The following is a 16,244-nucleotide window of genomic DNA, read 5'->3' as shown; positions in this document are numbered from 1 at the left end:
GGTGCGTTTTTGGTTTCCCCAGGAGTTTTTCCAAAGACGTAATAGCCTGCTAGAACGAGGCCAACCACGAATATCGCACTGACAAAAACATACATCCTCGACCGGGCCCTGCTACCAGTGCTCATCATCTATCCTTCTCTATCTCTTGCGTGCTTGCCGAATGAGCGCGTGCCATAAGATGGCGGGAAATATCGCCGCCACATGCCGCTTCGAGCGACTCGGCCGTGAATCCGGCCATCTGCGCTTCAGCTCTTAAAATACCCGCCATCATCGCGAATTCCGCCACCTCATCGGTTGGAAAAGTATCGATATGTGCAAAAGAAACTGCGTTATCGAGCCAATGCATGATTTCCATGAGACCATTCCCCACTGCGGTGATCTCGATAATGGTCCGCATCCGCTTTGGTTCCCCTCGGCCTTATGCTTGGATGTTTGCGGCATTCCCAACCCGCCTCGCGCAGCACGCTCGCAACGCTCCGGGAACGGTTGTGCTGGTTGATTGTTAGCCAAGCCTTCGGTTATTGCCTGGGAGCAGCATCGGATAAAATGGCAGCAAAACTTACATCGCGTCGGGAGGGGTCGGTGAAAAGCCGTGTAGACATTTCCACGGTGTGTGCCGATTACGTGAACCTGCTGTTTCGGGACGAGGACACCAGAAACATTTCATGCCCGGCCGAAATGACGCGGATCGCATTTTCGAAGGATGCGCCCGCGCCATGCCAGGTTTCTATCTAGCTACCCTGCGGCAGGGCGTAGGCGATGACGTAGTCGCCTGGTGGTGTTTCCATGAAGTGATGGCCGCCGGCAGTGATCACGAGATATTCGTGGCCCTTGTAGCCGTAGATCATCGGGTTGGCCTGGCCGCCGGCGGGGAGCTTGGCGGTCCAGACGGTCTTACCGGTACGGTTGTCAATGCCGCGGATAAGCCCGTCGGTCGCTGCGGCAATGAAGGTCAGGCCTGAGGCGGTCACGACCGATCCACCATTGTTCGGCGTCCCGATGGTGAAATTCAGTCCGGTCGGCAGACCGAAGGGACCATTGTTTCTGGCCGTGCCCAGCGGGCGATCCCAGAGGGTCTTGCCGGTCTTGATGTCTATGGCACGGATACCGCCATAGGGTGGCTCCTTGCACAGGAGGCCGGTGAACGGCATCCGCCATCCGGCATTGACGTTGACGGCATAGGGTACGCCGATCTGCGGATCGCCTGCGCCCTCCGCCTTGGAAGGGGCGTTCGGGTCGATCTGATCGCGCGGTATCCAGCCCATTGCATTGGCCTTGTCGCGCGGAACGAGGATATTGTAGTTCGGCATGTCATTGTAATTGGCAACGATGATGCCGCGCGACGGATCGACCGCGACACTGCCCCAGTCGGATCCGCCATTATAGCCGGGATATTCGATCGAGTGGCGGCTAGCTTCCGGCGGAGTGTACTGGCCCTTGTAGCTCGCCTGGGCGAATTGCGCACGGCAGACGATCTGATCGAACGGCGTCATGCCCCACATGTCGGCAGGCGTGAGATCCGGCTTGCTCAGGTGGTTGAACAACGAATAGGGCTGGGTCTTGGATCGCTGATCCGGTTCCACGCCGCCACCGGGGACAGGACGTTCCTCGACACCGAAGAGCGGCTTGCCGGTGCGGCGATCGAGAATGTAGGTCTCTCCCTGTTTGGTGGGAAAGACGATCGCAGGCGTTGGGCCCTGAGGGCCGGGGAAACTGATGAGGCTCGGCTGCGAACCGGGATCATAGTCCCATACATCGTCATGCACGTTCTGGAATTTCCAGACTGGAAGGCCTGTCTCGACGTTCAGCGCCGTCAAAGTCGTTCCATATTCCTTCTCCTCGGGTGTGCGCTGGCCGCTGTAATAGTCGCCCGAGGGATTGCCGACGGGCAGATAGACCATGCCGAGCTTGTCGTCGCCGGTAAAATTCGTCCAGACATCCGGCGAGCCCGGCTCGTAGGACGCATCGCCCGTCAACGGCGTCGCCGTGTTGGGATGCGCCGGATCCCAGGCCCACTTCAACTGGCCGGTCCGGACATCAAACGCTTCGATGACGCCGGAAGGGCCATAGGCACGCTGCCCATCGAGAACCTCGTGGCCGACGATGATGGTATCGCGGACGACAACCGGCGCCGAGACGATGGCGACATAACCCGGCCAGTTCGGTCCGATATGGTCCTCGATGCTGACTGCGCCATTCTGGCCGAACCCCTGGCAGGCCTTGCCCGTCTTGGCATCCACTGCAACGACCCTGCCATCGAGCGTTCCTTCGATAATGCGGGCTGCACAATCGCCAACTGGAACGGCCGGTGCGGGGGTAGGCGTTGCTTGGATGTCCGAATTGGTCTTGTCATCGAAATAAGCAAGCCCGCGGCAAGCAGCCGTATAGGGGATCGCCTTGTCGGAGACATGCGGATCGAAGCGCCAGCGCTCTTTCCCATCTGCGGCATCGAGGGCGATGATGACGTTATGCGGGGTGCAGGTGTAAACAGAATCGCCGATCTTGATCGGCGTGTTCTCGAGCCCATAGCCCTTCTTCGGCGTATCGCCGGTCTCATAGGTCCAGGCCACCTTCAGCTTCGACGCGTTTTCCGGGGTGATCTCGGAAAGCGGCGAGAAACGCTGCGCGGCAAGGGAGCGGCCATAGGCATACCAGTCATCGTCGACAGGTTTCGAGGCTCCGCCATTGCCTGTATCCGCCGCATAGTTGGCCTGACCGGGCTCCGGTACCTGTCCATCTCGCGTGAAGCCATGCGGCGCAAAGGCCAGCCCGGCGCCTGCGCAGATGACGACCGCAAGAACGGTGGCCAGACTATAGGAAATCTTCCTCGAGAAGTTCAGGCGCGGCATCAGCAGAGCAAGCACGAAGCCTGCGATCAGCACCACGTCGAAGCGCGGGATCCAACCCCAGTAATCGGAACCCGATTCAAACGCCGTCCAGATGACCGTACCGATGAAGACGATAGCGTAGAGATAGGCTGCAGAACGCTTCCGACGCATCCATTGTATGCCTGAAATGACCATGCCGATGCCGGCAAGGGCATAGTACCAGTTACCACCGACCGCGATCAGCCAGCCGCCTTCGATCGTCAATATGGCGCCGACAAGCGTCAGTAATCCTCCAAAAAAAAGCAACAGCCAGTCGCCTTGCTTCTCCGTGCTGCCAGAAGCCATCTGCAATCTCCTCAATGTATCACTCAATGCCCGGCACGAACTGGTCAGGCGGGGGATGGTTCCACTGCAGACCCGAGCCGCGCACCTCACGCGCTGGTATTGTCGGACCTGCTGGGCGCGATGCGTCGCGCAATATGCGGACAGAGAGGAAAACTCAGGTGATCCGCGTTACCAGCACCCTGTCCGGCACCGACGGGAACTCCCTGATCCGGATGCCAGCCTCTCATGAAAGGGGATATTGAGCAGCAGCAGGCTGAGACAAGCAGGCAAGCGGACGAATTGTCGCAATTCACGAAATCGTAAACCGAAACTCGTTTTCCAATATGCGGAACATTGGGGCCCTGAGCCGGGCACCACTCAGCAACGATCGTATGCCGAACAGCTGGCATGTGACTTGCTGTCACTGCCAGCTGCATTATCGATCAGGCCCTATCGCGAAAAGAAGTTCGACCTCGTCACGTCGATCAATTCGTCTCCGCGACCGCTCATGACTGCCTTCGCTGCCCACAGGCTGATGCCCATTACCTGGGCCGCCTTTATCTTGGGCGGGATGGAAAGCTCCTGCGGGTTGGTGACGACGTCCAGCAGTGCCGGTCCGGGATGGCGCAGGACGGCCTCGATGCCTCGCTCCAGTTCCGCCGGATCCTCGACGCGCACCGCGTGGATGCCGGCTGCACGTGCCACGGCCGCAAAGTCTGGATTTTCGAGGTCGGTTCCGGTTTCCAGATAGCCTGCGGCCTTCATTTCCATGGCAACAAAGCCGAGGGAAGAATTGTTGAACACGATCACTTTCACCGGAAGGTTTTCCTGTTTCAAGGTCAGGAAATCACCCATCAACATGGTGAAGCCACCATCGCCCGACATGCTGATGACCTGGCGGTTCTTCTCGGCTACCTGGGCTCCGATCGCCTGCGGCAGGGCGTTGGCCATGGAGCCATGAACCAGTGATCCGATGAGCCGCCGTTTCCCGTTCATCTTGAGGTACCGCGCGGCCCAGACCGTCGGAGTACCGACATCGAATGCAAATATGGCATCTTCGGAAGCCTGCTCACTGAGCAGCTTCGCGACATATTGGGGATGGATGGTGCCACCTGCCTTGCCGGTCGCAAGATCATCCAATCCTTCCCGCGCTTTCTCATAGGCGGCAAGGCAACGTTCCAGGTGCTTGCCGTCCGACCGATCCTCCAGCCGAGGCAGGAGCGCGCCGAGCGTCGACTTGACATCTCCGACGATCGCAAGATCAAGCGGTGTCCGCCGGCCAAGGTGCTCGGGGCGGATATCGATCTGCACGACCTTCGCATCGGTCGGATAGAACTGGCGATAGGGGAAATCGGTTCCGAGCATGATCAGTGTGTCGCATTCCAGCATCGCCTTGTAGCCGGAAGAGAAGCCGATCAGGCCGGTCATGCCGACGTCAAAGGGGTTGTCCCACTCCACATATTCCTTGCCGCCGAGCGCGTGAACGACAGGCGCCTTCAGCCTTGATGCGAGTGCCACGACCTCGTCGTGTGCGCCCTGGCAGCCACGGCCGCACAGGAGCGTGATCCTTGAACTTTCCTCCAGAAGTGCCCGCAGGCTATCCAGCTGATCCTCAGCCGGAACAACGCGCGGCGTGGCGAGCCGGAGCGCGGCCGGAGAGGAAATTTTTGTCGAGAGTTCCGCAAGAGCGACATCGCCCGGTATGACGATGACTGCGACGCCGCGCTTGCCGATAGCGGTTCTGATGGCAGCCTCCAGAACGCCCGGCAATTGTTCCGGCTGGCTGACAAGCTCGCAATAGTGGCTGCATTCGCGGAAAAGCTGATCGGGATGGGTTTCCTGGAAATACCCCCTGCCGATCTCCTCCGACGGTATCTGTGCCGCGATCGCCAGAACCGGGACACCCGATCGGTGGCAGTCGAACAACCCATTGATGAGGTGCAGGTTGCCGGGACCGCAACTTCCCGCGCAAACGGCCAACTCGCCGGTAATGTGCGCTTCGGCACCGGCGGCAAAAGCGGCAGTCTCTTCATGACGCGTATGGACCCAATCGATATCGCCGCGTCCGCGCAGGGATTCAGTCAATCCATTGAGGCTGTCGCCGACGACGCCATAGATCCTCTTGACACCTGCCGAATGCAGGATCTCGGTCATCACATCGGCAACCTTGGACTTCATCAGGATACTCCTTGGAGATTAGTGTGTCGGTGGCGTCATAGAAACACCTAGTCTCCAAGGTCCATGTGCCAACCCTTTTCCTCGCTGAACATTCCCCTGGGACAGCGGAATTGCGGGGTTTTGTCCCAATTTCCGGTAGACGCGTACCATCACACCTCCTCTCAATCGGTTGGCCGACGAATTTTCAGCCTATTTTCCCGGACGAATGGAACCAGATTTTGATGGCCAGCTCGTTCAGACATGAACGTGCGATCGAAAAGCATCGATGATTTTACTGATGATAATCTCCATCTGAGAGATCAGATTATTCATGCGCTTTATCTGAAATTGCAGTCCGAGCGGGACACGCGCGAAATCTTATTGGATGCCATTCAGTCGGGTGCCGCTCCTGAAGTCTTGGAGGCTATCACGTCCGATCCGGTCCCCGAGAACCGCTTCAGATTGTCGACCGTGATGGCGGCATGTCGGCGAGTTAGATCAGTATGCCAACATGGTCCATGGCTCCAGGGATGTTAAGACCGGTAATCGGCGAGCTCGACATGCCGGGCTTGGCGGATTGATCGGGAAGCTCCAGTTTGTTGCTCATTGCAACGCTCTCGAATTCTGTCTCCACTAACCCTGCCCGTTCATCAGGCTTCAGGTCGAATTCGCAGTCCGTCCATGATCAGGCGCACAATTCTATGCGCACGGTCACGCCAATCGGGTGTGTCCGGGATCGCGTAGATTCCGAATAGTGTGTAAAGAACATCAGACGTTCCGATGTCGTTTTTTATTGTGCCCGCTTCGGCTGCCGTGCGCATGAGCTTGTCAAATGTGGCGTTCATGAGCGTCGAACCCTCCGTGAAAAGGGCGGCGTTTGATGTGAACAGCAGTTTCAGACTGCTCGCCATGCCTCGTTTGGCGGCCATGTAGCTGACGAAGCGGTGCATCCATTCTTCAAGCGCTATATCGGGCGTCTTTTCTACCATGAGTTCCGTGGCGGCGGTGGCCAGCAATTCCAATTCGCGCCGATAGACGACCTCGACAAGATGCTCGCGGGTCGGAAAGTGCCGATATAGCGTGCCGATACCGACGCCCGCGTGCCGGGCGATCTCTTCAAGGGAAGCATCCGCGCCATGTGCGGCAAAGGCGTCAGCAGCAACTTCGACCAGCTTCACGCGATTGCGCTGTGCATCGGCGCGTAACCTCGGCCGCTTCTGCGGTTGCGATGCCTGCTCCTTGGTCACAAAAATTCCACCCCACACAAGGGCTTGACGAAAACTCGCCAGGCACTAAGTTTAAACGGAGGCGCCTCCGATTATGCGGAGTGCCATCCAACTTGTAATCAGGAAAGTGGTGGATGTCATGCCCAAAACCCTGAAGCAGCACCCAAAGGCAATCCGCCTCGATCGCTCATACCAGGCGATCTCGATTTTCGAACTCACCATTGCTGCGATCCGCAGGAGCACGTGATGACGATATCGGCGCATCCAAGTCTTGAAAACACAGAGCATCCGATCACGTTCCCTGACCGGGCAAACAATTTCGAACCGGATGCCACCAATCTGGATACCGCCGGGATTTTTCCGGCGCCCGCCAAGGCCGTTTCGACAGACTCCGCAGTCGACGTACTGAATTTTGCCATTCAGGCTGTGGAGGCAGGTCGACAGGTGGCGCTCTGTACGCTGGTCGAAATCCGTGGCGGTTCATCGCGGTCACTGGGCGCGCATATGACCGTCGCCGATGACGGGCTTTATTGCGGTTATGTCTCGGGCGGCTGTACCGAGGCGGCTGTTGCCGCAGAAGCAATACAGGCAATCTCGAAAGGACATGATCGGTTCGTCATGCTGGGCGAAGGGTCGCCTTTTTTTGATATCGTCTTGCCATGTGGAGGCGGGGTGACGGTTGCGGTTCACATTCTGCGCGAAATTCGGCCTATTCGACAAGTGATGCAAGGCCTGCACTGTCGCCGCAGAACCGGCCTATCTTACAATCCCGGCAGCCAATCGCTTTCCTTCGTTTCAGGAAAGGCGGATGCCGGCTGGAATGGTGAGGTCTTTCTGACCTCTTACCGTCCGGCCGTAAGGATCCTTCTTTCCGGTCGCACGTTGGAAGTCGAGATTGCTGCCAAAGTGGCGCAGGCAGCGGGTTATGAAATTCTCCGTTATGACGCAGCGGTTGGTGAGGTGACAGACGAGACGCTGATTGACGCCGATACGGCGGTGGCACTTCTGCAGCACGATCTGGAGCTTGAAATACCTGTGCTTGATGCGGCTTTGCGTGCTCACCCGTTTTATCTGGGCGCGCTGGGCAGCACCCGAACCCATGAAAAGCGAATGCAACGTCTTCGTGATCTTGGACATTCACAGGCGCTCATCGACAGCATCAAGGCACCGATCGGCCTGTTCGGCCATACGCGTGATGCCCGGTCGCTGGCGCTCTCGGTGATTGCCGATATTGCCGCCTGTCGTCAGGCCGCGCTGTCGGCGGGCTGAGCACACATCATACCCGCCGCGGCTTATGCATCGCGACCACTCAATATCCGCAGGGGGCAGAAATATAACCTCACGTGGATCATCCAGCCGCAGACCTTCGTTTCATCGCTGCGGTCCATCATCGCCAACGCTTTCAAGCCAAAGGAGATGTCCTTATGCAATTTACCATCAACGGGGAGGTTATCGAGGTCGAAGCGGATATCCGCACGTCGTTGCTCGATCTCCTACGCAACTATCTCGGTTTTACGGGAACCAAGAAAGGGTGCGATCAGGGAGCGTGCGGTGCCTGCACCGTGCTGGTGGACGGCGAGCGTATCAATTCCTGTCTGGCTCTGGCGGTCCAATATCAGGGCAGCCGCATCACCACGGTCGAAGGACTTGCCGCCCATGGCAACCTCCATCCACTACAGCAGGCTTTTATCGAACATGACGGCTTTCAATGTGGATATTGCACACCGGGACAACTCTGTTCCGCCATCGGGATGGCCGGCGAAATCGAGCGCCACATCCCGAGCGTTGTCACCCATAATCTTGCCGCCGTTGATATCCCGATCGACGAGCGTGAAATCCGCGAACGCATGAGCGGCAATCTCTGCCGATGCGGGGCTTATAACGGCATCGTCGAGGCCATTTCCGAAACGCTGGCGCAGCGCCCGGCAGCATCGAGCGAGGAAAGGGTACGGGCATGAACATCTTTTCCTATCAGCAGGCATCGGACGCCGCTTCAGCGATAAGCCTGAAGAGAGCCGGTCCCGCCGCGAAATATCTCGGCGGAGGTACGAACCTCGTCGATCTCATGCGCGAGACCGTGGAGCAGCCGGAAACACTTATCGACGTCACGCATCTGCCCGGCGAGATCGAACAGCGTGCCGATGGCAGCCTGCTGATCGGTGCGGCGGCAAAGAACACAGCGCTGGCTGCGCATACGGCTGTGCGGTCCGACTTTCCGTTATTGTCACGCTCGATTCTGGCCGGCGCAAGTGCACAAATCCGCAATGTCGCGACAGTTGGCGGCAATATCCTGCAACGCACCCGCTGTCGGTATTTCTATGACGATGCAGCTCGCTGCAACAAGCGTCAGCCGCAAACCGCCTGCGATGCTCTTGAAGGCTTCAATCGCTACCACGCCATTCTGGGCGCATCCAATGCTTGTGTGGCAACCCATCCGTCAGACATGTGCGTCGCGCTTGTCGCGCTCGATGCGATGGTCCACCTGCAGGGGCCGACTGGAACCCGCAGCATACCGTTGAACGAACTGCATCGCCTGCCGGGTAATCGCCCCGAGGTCGAAACGGAACTGCATCCGGACGAACTGATCACGGCAATCGAAATCCCGCCGCTCGGCTTTGCGCGCCGCTCGACCTACAGGAAGGTTCGCGATCGCGCCAGCTACGCCTTTGCGCTCATATCGGTCGCGGCCGCTGTCGATATCGACGATGCCGGCATCGTGCGTGATGTGCGACTTGGGCTCGGCGGCGTCGCTCACAAGCCATGGCGCGCAGTGAAGGCGGAAGCCGCACTGATCGGGCAGATGGCGAGCGTGGAAAGCTTCCGGGCTGCGGCCGAAGCCGAACTCGCCGATGCCGTCGCTCTCAGCGAAAACGCATTCAAGATCGAACTGGCGAAACGCACGATCGTGGCCGTCCTCGACGAACTGAAGGGAGAAAACGCATGAGCGTCCAACCTCAAGCCGAAGCCAACAAGCCGGGCCGCTGGCAGCCGGCCCTCACGCCTGATCCGATGCTGCGCAAACATGGCGTTCTCGGGCAGCCCGTCTCGCGTATCGACGGGCCTTTGAAAGTACAGGGAAAGGCGCGGTTTGCCGCGGAGTTTCCGTATGAGAACATCAGTTATGCGGCACTCGCCTTCAGCCGCATCGCGCGCGGAAAAATCACCGAACTCGACGTGGCGGCTGCAGAATCGGCGCCCGGCGTCGTCCTCGTCATGACCTATCGCAACGCGCCGCGCATGAAAGCGCCATCGTTGATGATGTCGTCGCCAACCGCCGCCGGCGCCAGTGACCTGCCGGTGATGCAGAATGACGAGATCCATTGGAATGGCCAACCGATCGCACTCGTTCTGGCCGAAACACAGGAACAGGCGGACTATGCCGCCTCCCTGATCAAGGCGCGCTACGCCAGCCTGCCGGCTGTCACTGTTTTCGAAGAGGCGAAAAAGACGCCGCGACAACTGGAAACTCTGCTCGGCCAGCCCCCCGTGCTGGAGATCGGCGATGCCGAGACGGCGCTCGCCAATGCCGAGGTCAAGGTGGATCTTACCTACCGGACGCCGCGTCACAACCACAACGCCATCGAACTGCACGCAGCAACGGTGGCCTGGAATGGTGACGAACTACTCTTGCACGATGCCAGCCAGTTGCTCGATCTGACCGCTGGGCAACTCGGCGACATTTTTGGCCTGGAACCTGGCAAGGTGCGCGTGACCTCGCCTTATGTCGGAGGCGGTTTTGGCGGCAAGTGTCTTTGGGATCATCAGATCCTTGCCATTGCGGCCTCGAAACTGGCCGAGCGGCCGGTGCGCATCATGTTGTCGCGCGAAGGCGTGTTCCGCATCGTTGGCGGTCGAACGGTGACGGAACAGCGGGTGGCGCTCGGGGCACGGGCCGATGGTACGCTGGATGCTCTCATCCATACCGGTACGGCGGCCATGACACTGCACAATTCCTGTCCGGAGCAGTTTACCTTCCCGGCGCGGCATCTTTATGCGGCCAGGGCGTTCAAGCTGGCGCAGGAGGTCGCCGACATGGACATGCTCGCCAACACTTTTATGCGAGCACCGGGGGAATCCGTTGGCACATTCGCGCTCGAATGTGCGCTGGATGAATTGGCGGAGAAACTTGACCTCGATCCGATCGAACTGCGCCGCCGCATCGAGCCCAAAAAGGACCCGACCACAGGCAAGCCCTTCTCGTCGCGTTACCTGATTGAGGCCTACGAGGTCGGCGCGGATCGTTTTGGCTGGCAGAACCGCAGCCGGATGCCGCGGCAGAACCGCGAGGGAGAATGGCTCATTGGCATGGGCTGCGCCACCGCAACCTATCCCTACCATCGCTTTCCGGGTGGTGCGGCCAAGATCCGGCTGACGGCCGATGGTCACGTGACCGTGTCGACTGCCGTGCACGACATGGGCATGGGTACGGCGACGGCCCAGGCTCAGCATATTGCTGCCCGGCTCGGCGTGCCGATGGAGAACGTCACCTTTGAATATGGTGATAGCAGCCTGCCGCGCGGTGTGATCGCCGGCGGCTCGACCCAGACGGCGTCGATCGGCGGCGCGGTGATCGCGGCGACGGAAGTGTTTGTCGAGGAGTTGATCAAGCTCGCCGGCAACGATTCGCCACTCGCGGGTCTGTCGCTTGGCGAGGTCGAACCACGGGATGGGGGCCTCGGTCATCGCGACGATCCCGATCGCTTCGAAAGCTATCAGTCCATTCTCGCCCGTGCGGGCCGCGAAGAGCTGGTCTGTCAGGCCGACGCGCCGGCGCCTGCAGAAATGGAAGCGTTCTCCATGCATTCCTACGGTGCGCAGTTCTGTGAGGTGCGGGTGAGCGCGTTGACCGGTGAAATCCGTGTGTCGCGTTTTCTCGGGTCCTTCGATGCCGGCCAGATCCTCAATGCAAAAATGGCGACCAGCCAGTTCAAGGGCGGTATCGTCATGGGCATCGGTCTTGCTCTCACCGAGGAAACCAATTTCGACGGGCGCACCGGCCGTATCGTGAACGCATCGCTCGCCGAATATCACGTGCCGGTGCAGATGGATGTTCCGAAAATCGATATCCTCTATACCAACACACCCGATCCGCAGGCACCAATGGGCGCGCGCGGCATTGGCGAAATCGGTATTACCGGTGTTGGAGCAGCGGTTGCCAACGCCGTCCACAACGCCACCGGCATTCGCGTTCGCGACCTTCCGATCACGCTGGACAAGATGATGTCGAACGCGCCGGCCAGCATGTAACGAGGCGCAGGGTCCTGCCTTGTTTCGATGATAACAAAATACAGGCAGCGCACTTCTTGTCGCTGCCTGTCCGCGCGACGAAAATCTTGCTCTTTGGCCTGGATCAGAAGATCCTGCTCTCCAACCGCATGTCGCGGTAGACCGTCTTAGGCCCGCTTTGAACCGCCTCAGTTCGCCGGAGGCCGATTGGTTTGAGTTATGCGGCCATGGCTGGTTCGTCCAGCATCGCGTAGTAGCGTTCTTCAGCTTCGGCTGGCGGTATGTTTCCGATGGGCTCCAGAAGTCGTCGGTGGTTGAACCAGTCGACCCATTCCAGAGTGGCGAATTCCAGTGCTTCGAAGTTCCTCCATGGCCCGCACCGATGAATGACCTCGGCCTTGTAGAGACCGTTGATCGCTATGGCGAGGACATTGTCATCACCATCGCCGACATTTCCGACAGAAGGCTCTATGCCAGCTTCTGACAGCCGCTCGGAGTACCGGATGGGCACGTGTTGAACGCCCCTGTCCGAACGGTGCATGAGCCCGCCGCCAAGAGCGGGACACCGATCATGAAGTGCCTACTGTTGGGTGCTGGGGCTTTGAACCGGCGGTTTACCCGGTCGAGCGGGCTCGGGGCTGCCTTGTCCGAGAATGTCGTGCGGACCGGCTTTTCCCGAATGATCCCCTGCAGGCCCATCGACCGCATAAGCCGTGCGACCGTGCCGCGGACGATGTCCGTCGCCTTCTCGCTGCAACTGCCGCCAGACTTTGCGCCTGCCATAGACCTGGAAGTTCTCGTCGAGCTCTGCCATCGGCCAAAAAGCTGTTGACTAAATATCTGATGCGTAATACGTGATGCATCACAGACGTTGGTGATGCATCTCAGGGAGGAGGCTGCATGACAGATCAGATGCGCCTTGAAGTTTCGGGTCTCACGAAAATCTTCGGAACGACAACGGTCGTGGATAATGTGAGCCTCGACCTGCGCCCCGGCGAAGTCCTTGCCCTGGTGGGCGAGAATGGTGCCGGAAAGTCCACCCTCACCAAGATGATCGCCGGTGTGTACCGGCCTGATGGCGGCACGATCCGGCTCGACGGCAAGGAGGTTTCCTTCCGCACGCCGAGCGAGGCGATCCATGCCGGCGTCAGCACCGTCTATCAGGAACTCAACCTCATTCCCGAGCTCGATTGCGCCAGCAACATCGCGCTCGGTTCGGAACCGACCAGCGGCGGCTTCATGCGCCGCGGCGAAATCTACAAGCGGGCGGCCGATGCCATGATCGAGGTCGGCACCCGCACTCGCCCGACCACATTGATCGGCGACATGCCGACCGGCGAGTGCCAGCTCATCGAGATCGCCAAGGCGCTCGCCAGCAATGCCCGCATCGTCATCATGGACGAGCCGACGGCCGCCCTGTCATCGGGCGAGATCGCCGGCCTGCACGCCGCCGTCCGCCGGCTCACCGCCAAGGGCATCTCGGTCATCTACATCACCCACAAAATGTCGGAAATCTTTGCCCTCTCCGACCGGATCACGGTGATGCGCGACGGGCGCTACGTAACGACGGTCAAGACATCCGATACCAGCCGCGAACAGCTTCTCGTCTCCATGCTGGGCAGGGCACTCGATCAGTTTGGAACGGCTGGCCCGGACACCGCGCCGGACACCGAAAAGCCCGCCAAGCTGTCGATCCGCAATCTTTCGACGGACGGATTGGTGCGGGAATTCTCGCTCGATGTCGGTGCTGGCGAGATCGTCGGCATGGCGGGTCTGGTCGGTGCCGGCCGGACGGAAGCCGTCAATGCATTGTCCGGCGTCGTCACGATCACCGGCGGCGAGATCAAGCTGAACGGTCGCACGGTGAACCCGCGCAGCCCCAGCCAGACGCAAGCACTCGGCATCGTCGTGGTCCCCGAGGATCGCAAGACCGAAGGGCTGATGCTGGACCAGTCGGTGCAGGACAATGTCATGCTGCCGCATATCGCTTCTCTCACCCGCTTCGGCATCATCAACGATGCGGCCGTCAGGCGCATGGCGAAGGAATGCGTCGAGCGTTTCGACGTCAGGCCGCGCCGCACGGACATTGCCATCGGCCTTCTCAGCGGCGGCAACCAGCAGAAGGTGCTGATCGGCCGCTGGCTCCTGAAGGATTATGAAGTGGTCGTGTTCGACGAACCCTCCAAGGGGGTCGATGTCGGCGCCCGCGAAGGGATCTGGGACATGATCCGCCAGACCGCCGCGCGAGGCGCGGCCGTGATCGTCGTGTCGTCCGAGACGGAGGAGTTGATCGCTCTCAGCGACCGGATCGTCGTCATGCGACAGGGGCGCATCAGCGCGGCGCTCAAGAACACGAACCTGACCGAGGAAAGGGTTATGGAACATGCCTTCTGAAAATGCTCATTACTCACAGTCGCTTGCCGCGGCTGCCACGCCGGGTGATGGCGGTACGGAACGCAGATCCACGGGTGCGCAACTGCTGTCCATCATCGAAAAGGGCCGCTCCGTCATCGGCCTGCTGATCGTCTGCGTCGTCTTCGGCATTCTCGCCGATGGCTTCGTCTCGCAGTACAATTTCTTCAACATCCTGCGGCAGAGCTCGGTCACGGCGATCCTCGCAGCCGGCATGGTCTTCGTCATCGTCACCGCCGGCATCGACCTGTCGGTCGGCTCGGTCGTCGCTGTGGCCGGGATCGTCACAGCGGGTGTCCTCAGTTCCGGGTCTCCGGCGGTCGTCGGCATCCTGGCCGGCCTGGCTGTCGGTGGCGTTTTCGGCCTCGTCAACGGTTTCGTCGTCTCCTACATCCGCATCCCGCCCTTCATCGCCACGCTCGGCACGATGACGATCGGCTCCAGCCTGGCGCTGGCCTATAGTGGCGGCCTGCCGATCAGCGGCCTGCCGAAGAGCTTCACCTGGATCGGCCAGGGCATGGTCGGCACCATTCCGGTGCCCGTCATCATCGCCGCCATCGTCGTCGTCGTCGCCGCCATCGTCCTGCACAAGACCCTGATCGGACGCTATGCCACGGCCATCGGCAGCAACGAGCATGTCGCCTACCTGTCGGGCATCAATACCCGCCGCTGGAAGATGATCGTCTATAGCGTCAACGGCCTGCTTGCCGGCATGGGCGGCGTGGTGCTCACCGCGCGCCAGAATTCCGGAGAACCCACGGCCGGCCTCGGCATCGAACTGACCGTCATCGCCGCCGTCGTCATCGGGGGTACGAGCCTCAGCGGCGGCAAGGGCGCAATGATCGGTGCCGTGATCGGCACCCTGCTGATGACCGTCATCAACAACGGTCTCAACCTCATGAACGTCTCCCCCTACTACCAGGGACTTTTCGTCGGGGGACTCATTCTTGCTGCTGTCGCTTTGGATAGGAGGAAAACCAAATGACAAGCACTACCGTAAGCACCATTCCGAATTACAAGCGCGGATGGCGACATGCCCTGCGCGCCGGGATGGCCACGTCCTGCCTCGTGTCGGCGCTCGTCGCCGGTCTCGCCGGAACGGCCGATGCCGCCGACAAGATCAAGATCGCGCAGAGCATCCCGACCCTCAATAATCCCTGGTACGCATCCTTTGCGAAGGGCTCCAAGGACATGGCAGCGGCCCTCGGCGTGGATCTGACGCTGGTCACCAATCCGGCCTCGACACCCTTTGCTCCGAGCGCCCAGATCAATGCAATCGAGAACCTGATCGCCCGCCAGCCGAAGGTCATCCAGATCGATCCGACCAGCACGGACGGCATCAACACGGCGATTGAGGAAGCTCGTAACCAGGGCATCAAGGTCGTCACCGACGGCATCAATGTCAGCACCGATGTCGATGCCTCGGTCATTGCCGACAACAAGCAGGGTGGCGAACTGGCGGGAGCCTATGTCGCCAAGGCGCTGTCGGGTGGCGGCTCGGTCGCCATGCTGCAGGGCCCTCCCGGCCGCGACATCATCACCATGCGGCATGACGGTTTCCGTCAGGGGCTGAGCGCCAACCCGCAGGCAAAGATCGTCGCATCGCAGAACGCCGACCTCGACCGCTCCAAGGGCCAGACGGTCACCGAGAACGTCCTCGAGGCGCATCAGGACCTGAAGGCGATCTGGGGTGCATCCGACACGATGGCGCTCGGCGCACTGGAAGCCCTGAAGGCGCGGAACCTCGCCGGCAAGGTCCTGCTCGGCGGTTTCGATGGCACGCCGGACGCCTTCCAGGCGATCAAGGACGGCCAGATGAGCTTCACCATCGACCAGGTGCCTTATGAAATGGGCGCCACGGCGATTGCACTCTCCTACAAGCTCGCCACCGGCCAGGCGCCTGCCGAGCCCCACACGGTGCTGGAGACGACGCTCGTCGACAAGTCGAACGTTGCCGCCTACCTCGACCAGTCCGCCGACCGCGAGAAGAAGACGTTGGCTGCGGTCCTCGCCAAGTATCAGCTGAAGGCTCAGAGCGAGTAAGGCCCAGAGCCCAAGGTCAGGATGTTTC

At 60.2% G+C, this 16,244-nt stretch carries 11 protein-coding genes and 1 pseudogene; 7 read left to right on the top strand and 5 right to left on the bottom strand.

The window, feature by feature from the left end; all coding sequences use genetic code 11:
• Positions 1-124 precede the first annotated feature (124 nt).
• From NCHU2750_RS24330 to NCHU2750_RS24315, 4 genes are all read right to left on the bottom strand, one after another.
• Positions 125-397 (bottom strand): hypothetical protein, encoded by a 273-nt coding sequence (locus NCHU2750_RS24330; RefSeq protein WP_119944390.1) that lies wholly within the window; start codon positions 395-397, stop codon positions 125-127.
• Positions 398-731: 334 nt separating this feature from the next.
• Positions 732-3,173 carry a membrane-bound PQQ-dependent dehydrogenase, glucose/quinate/shikimate family gene (locus NCHU2750_RS24325; RefSeq protein WP_119944389.1) on the bottom strand — a complete coding sequence of 814 codons (2,442 nt, stop codon included), beginning with the start codon at positions 3,171-3,173 and terminating at the stop codon, positions 732-734.
• Between the two features lie 429 nt (positions 3,174-3,602).
• Positions 3,603-5,330, bottom strand: a complete 1,728-nt coding sequence (poxB, locus tag NCHU2750_RS24320; RefSeq protein WP_119944388.1) for a ubiquinone-dependent pyruvate dehydrogenase — start codon at positions 5,328-5,330, stop codon at positions 3,603-3,605.
• Positions 5,331-5,959: 629 nt separating this feature from the next.
• Positions 5,960-6,556, bottom strand: a complete 597-nt coding sequence (locus tag NCHU2750_RS24315; protein WP_119944387.1) for a TetR/AcrR family transcriptional regulator — start codon at positions 6,554-6,556, stop codon at positions 5,960-5,962.
• Positions 6,557-6,781: 225 nt separating this feature from the next.
• Between NCHU2750_RS24315 and NCHU2750_RS24310 the strand changes: the two genes are divergently transcribed.
• The 4 genes from NCHU2750_RS24310 (at position 6,782) to NCHU2750_RS24295 (ending at position 11,782) form a co-directional block, all read left to right on the top strand.
• The gene (locus NCHU2750_RS24310) at positions 6,782-7,804 is read left to right on the top strand and encodes an XdhC family protein (protein WP_119944386.1); all 1,023 of its coding nucleotides are present in this window, start codon (positions 6,782-6,784) and stop codon (positions 7,802-7,804) included.
• 155 nt (positions 7,805-7,959) lie between these two features.
• A complete protein-coding gene (locus NCHU2750_RS24305; RefSeq protein ID WP_119944385.1) occupies positions 7,960-8,493 on the top strand; it encodes a 2Fe-2S iron-sulfur cluster-binding protein in 534 nt (177 codons plus the stop codon).
• Entirely contained in the window at positions 8,490-9,479 is a 990-nt protein-coding gene (locus NCHU2750_RS24300; protein ID WP_119944384.1) for an FAD binding domain-containing protein, read from the top strand. The genes NCHU2750_RS24305 and NCHU2750_RS24300 overlap by 4 nt, the downstream gene beginning before the upstream one ends.
• Positions 9,476-11,782 (top strand): xanthine dehydrogenase family protein molybdopterin-binding subunit, encoded by a 2,307-nt coding sequence (locus tag NCHU2750_RS24295; RefSeq protein ID WP_119944383.1) that lies wholly within the window; start codon positions 9,476-9,478, stop codon positions 11,780-11,782. The genes NCHU2750_RS24300 and NCHU2750_RS24295 overlap by 4 nt, the downstream gene beginning before the upstream one ends.
• A gap of 199 nt (positions 11,783-11,981) precedes the next feature.
• Here the strand turns inward: NCHU2750_RS24295 and NCHU2750_RS24290 are convergent.
• A pseudogene (locus NCHU2750_RS24290) lies at positions 11,982-12,563 on the bottom strand (IS3 family transposase); the annotation flags it as partial.
• Positions 12,564-12,661: 98 nt separating this feature from the next.
• Between NCHU2750_RS24290 and NCHU2750_RS24285 the strand changes: the two are divergent.
• From NCHU2750_RS24285 to NCHU2750_RS24275, 3 genes are read left to right on the top strand one after another with little or no spacing between them, the layout of a single operon-like run.
• Positions 12,662-14,155 (top strand): sugar ABC transporter ATP-binding protein, encoded by a 1,494-nt coding sequence (locus NCHU2750_RS24285; protein ID WP_119944382.1) that lies wholly within the window; start codon positions 12,662-12,664, stop codon positions 14,153-14,155.
• Positions 14,145-15,158, top strand: coding sequence for an ABC transporter permease (locus tag NCHU2750_RS24280; protein ID WP_119944381.1), 1,014 nt, complete (start codon positions 14,145-14,147; stop codon positions 15,156-15,158). The genes NCHU2750_RS24285 and NCHU2750_RS24280 overlap by 11 nt, the downstream gene beginning before the upstream one ends.
• Entirely contained in the window at positions 15,155-16,216 is a 1,062-nt protein-coding gene (locus NCHU2750_RS24275) for a sugar ABC transporter substrate-binding protein (RefSeq protein ID WP_119944380.1), read from the top strand. Before NCHU2750_RS24280 ends, NCHU2750_RS24275 begins: the two co-directional genes overlap by 4 nt.
• Positions 16,217-16,244 lie beyond the last annotated feature (28 nt).

This window comes from Neorhizobium sp. NCHU2750, assembly GCF_003597675.1.
Classification (GTDB): domain Bacteria; phylum Pseudomonadota; class Alphaproteobacteria; order Rhizobiales; family Rhizobiaceae; genus Neorhizobium.
Note: the sequence above shows the minus strand (reverse complement) of the source record. Positions and strands in the feature narration are given on the sequence as shown.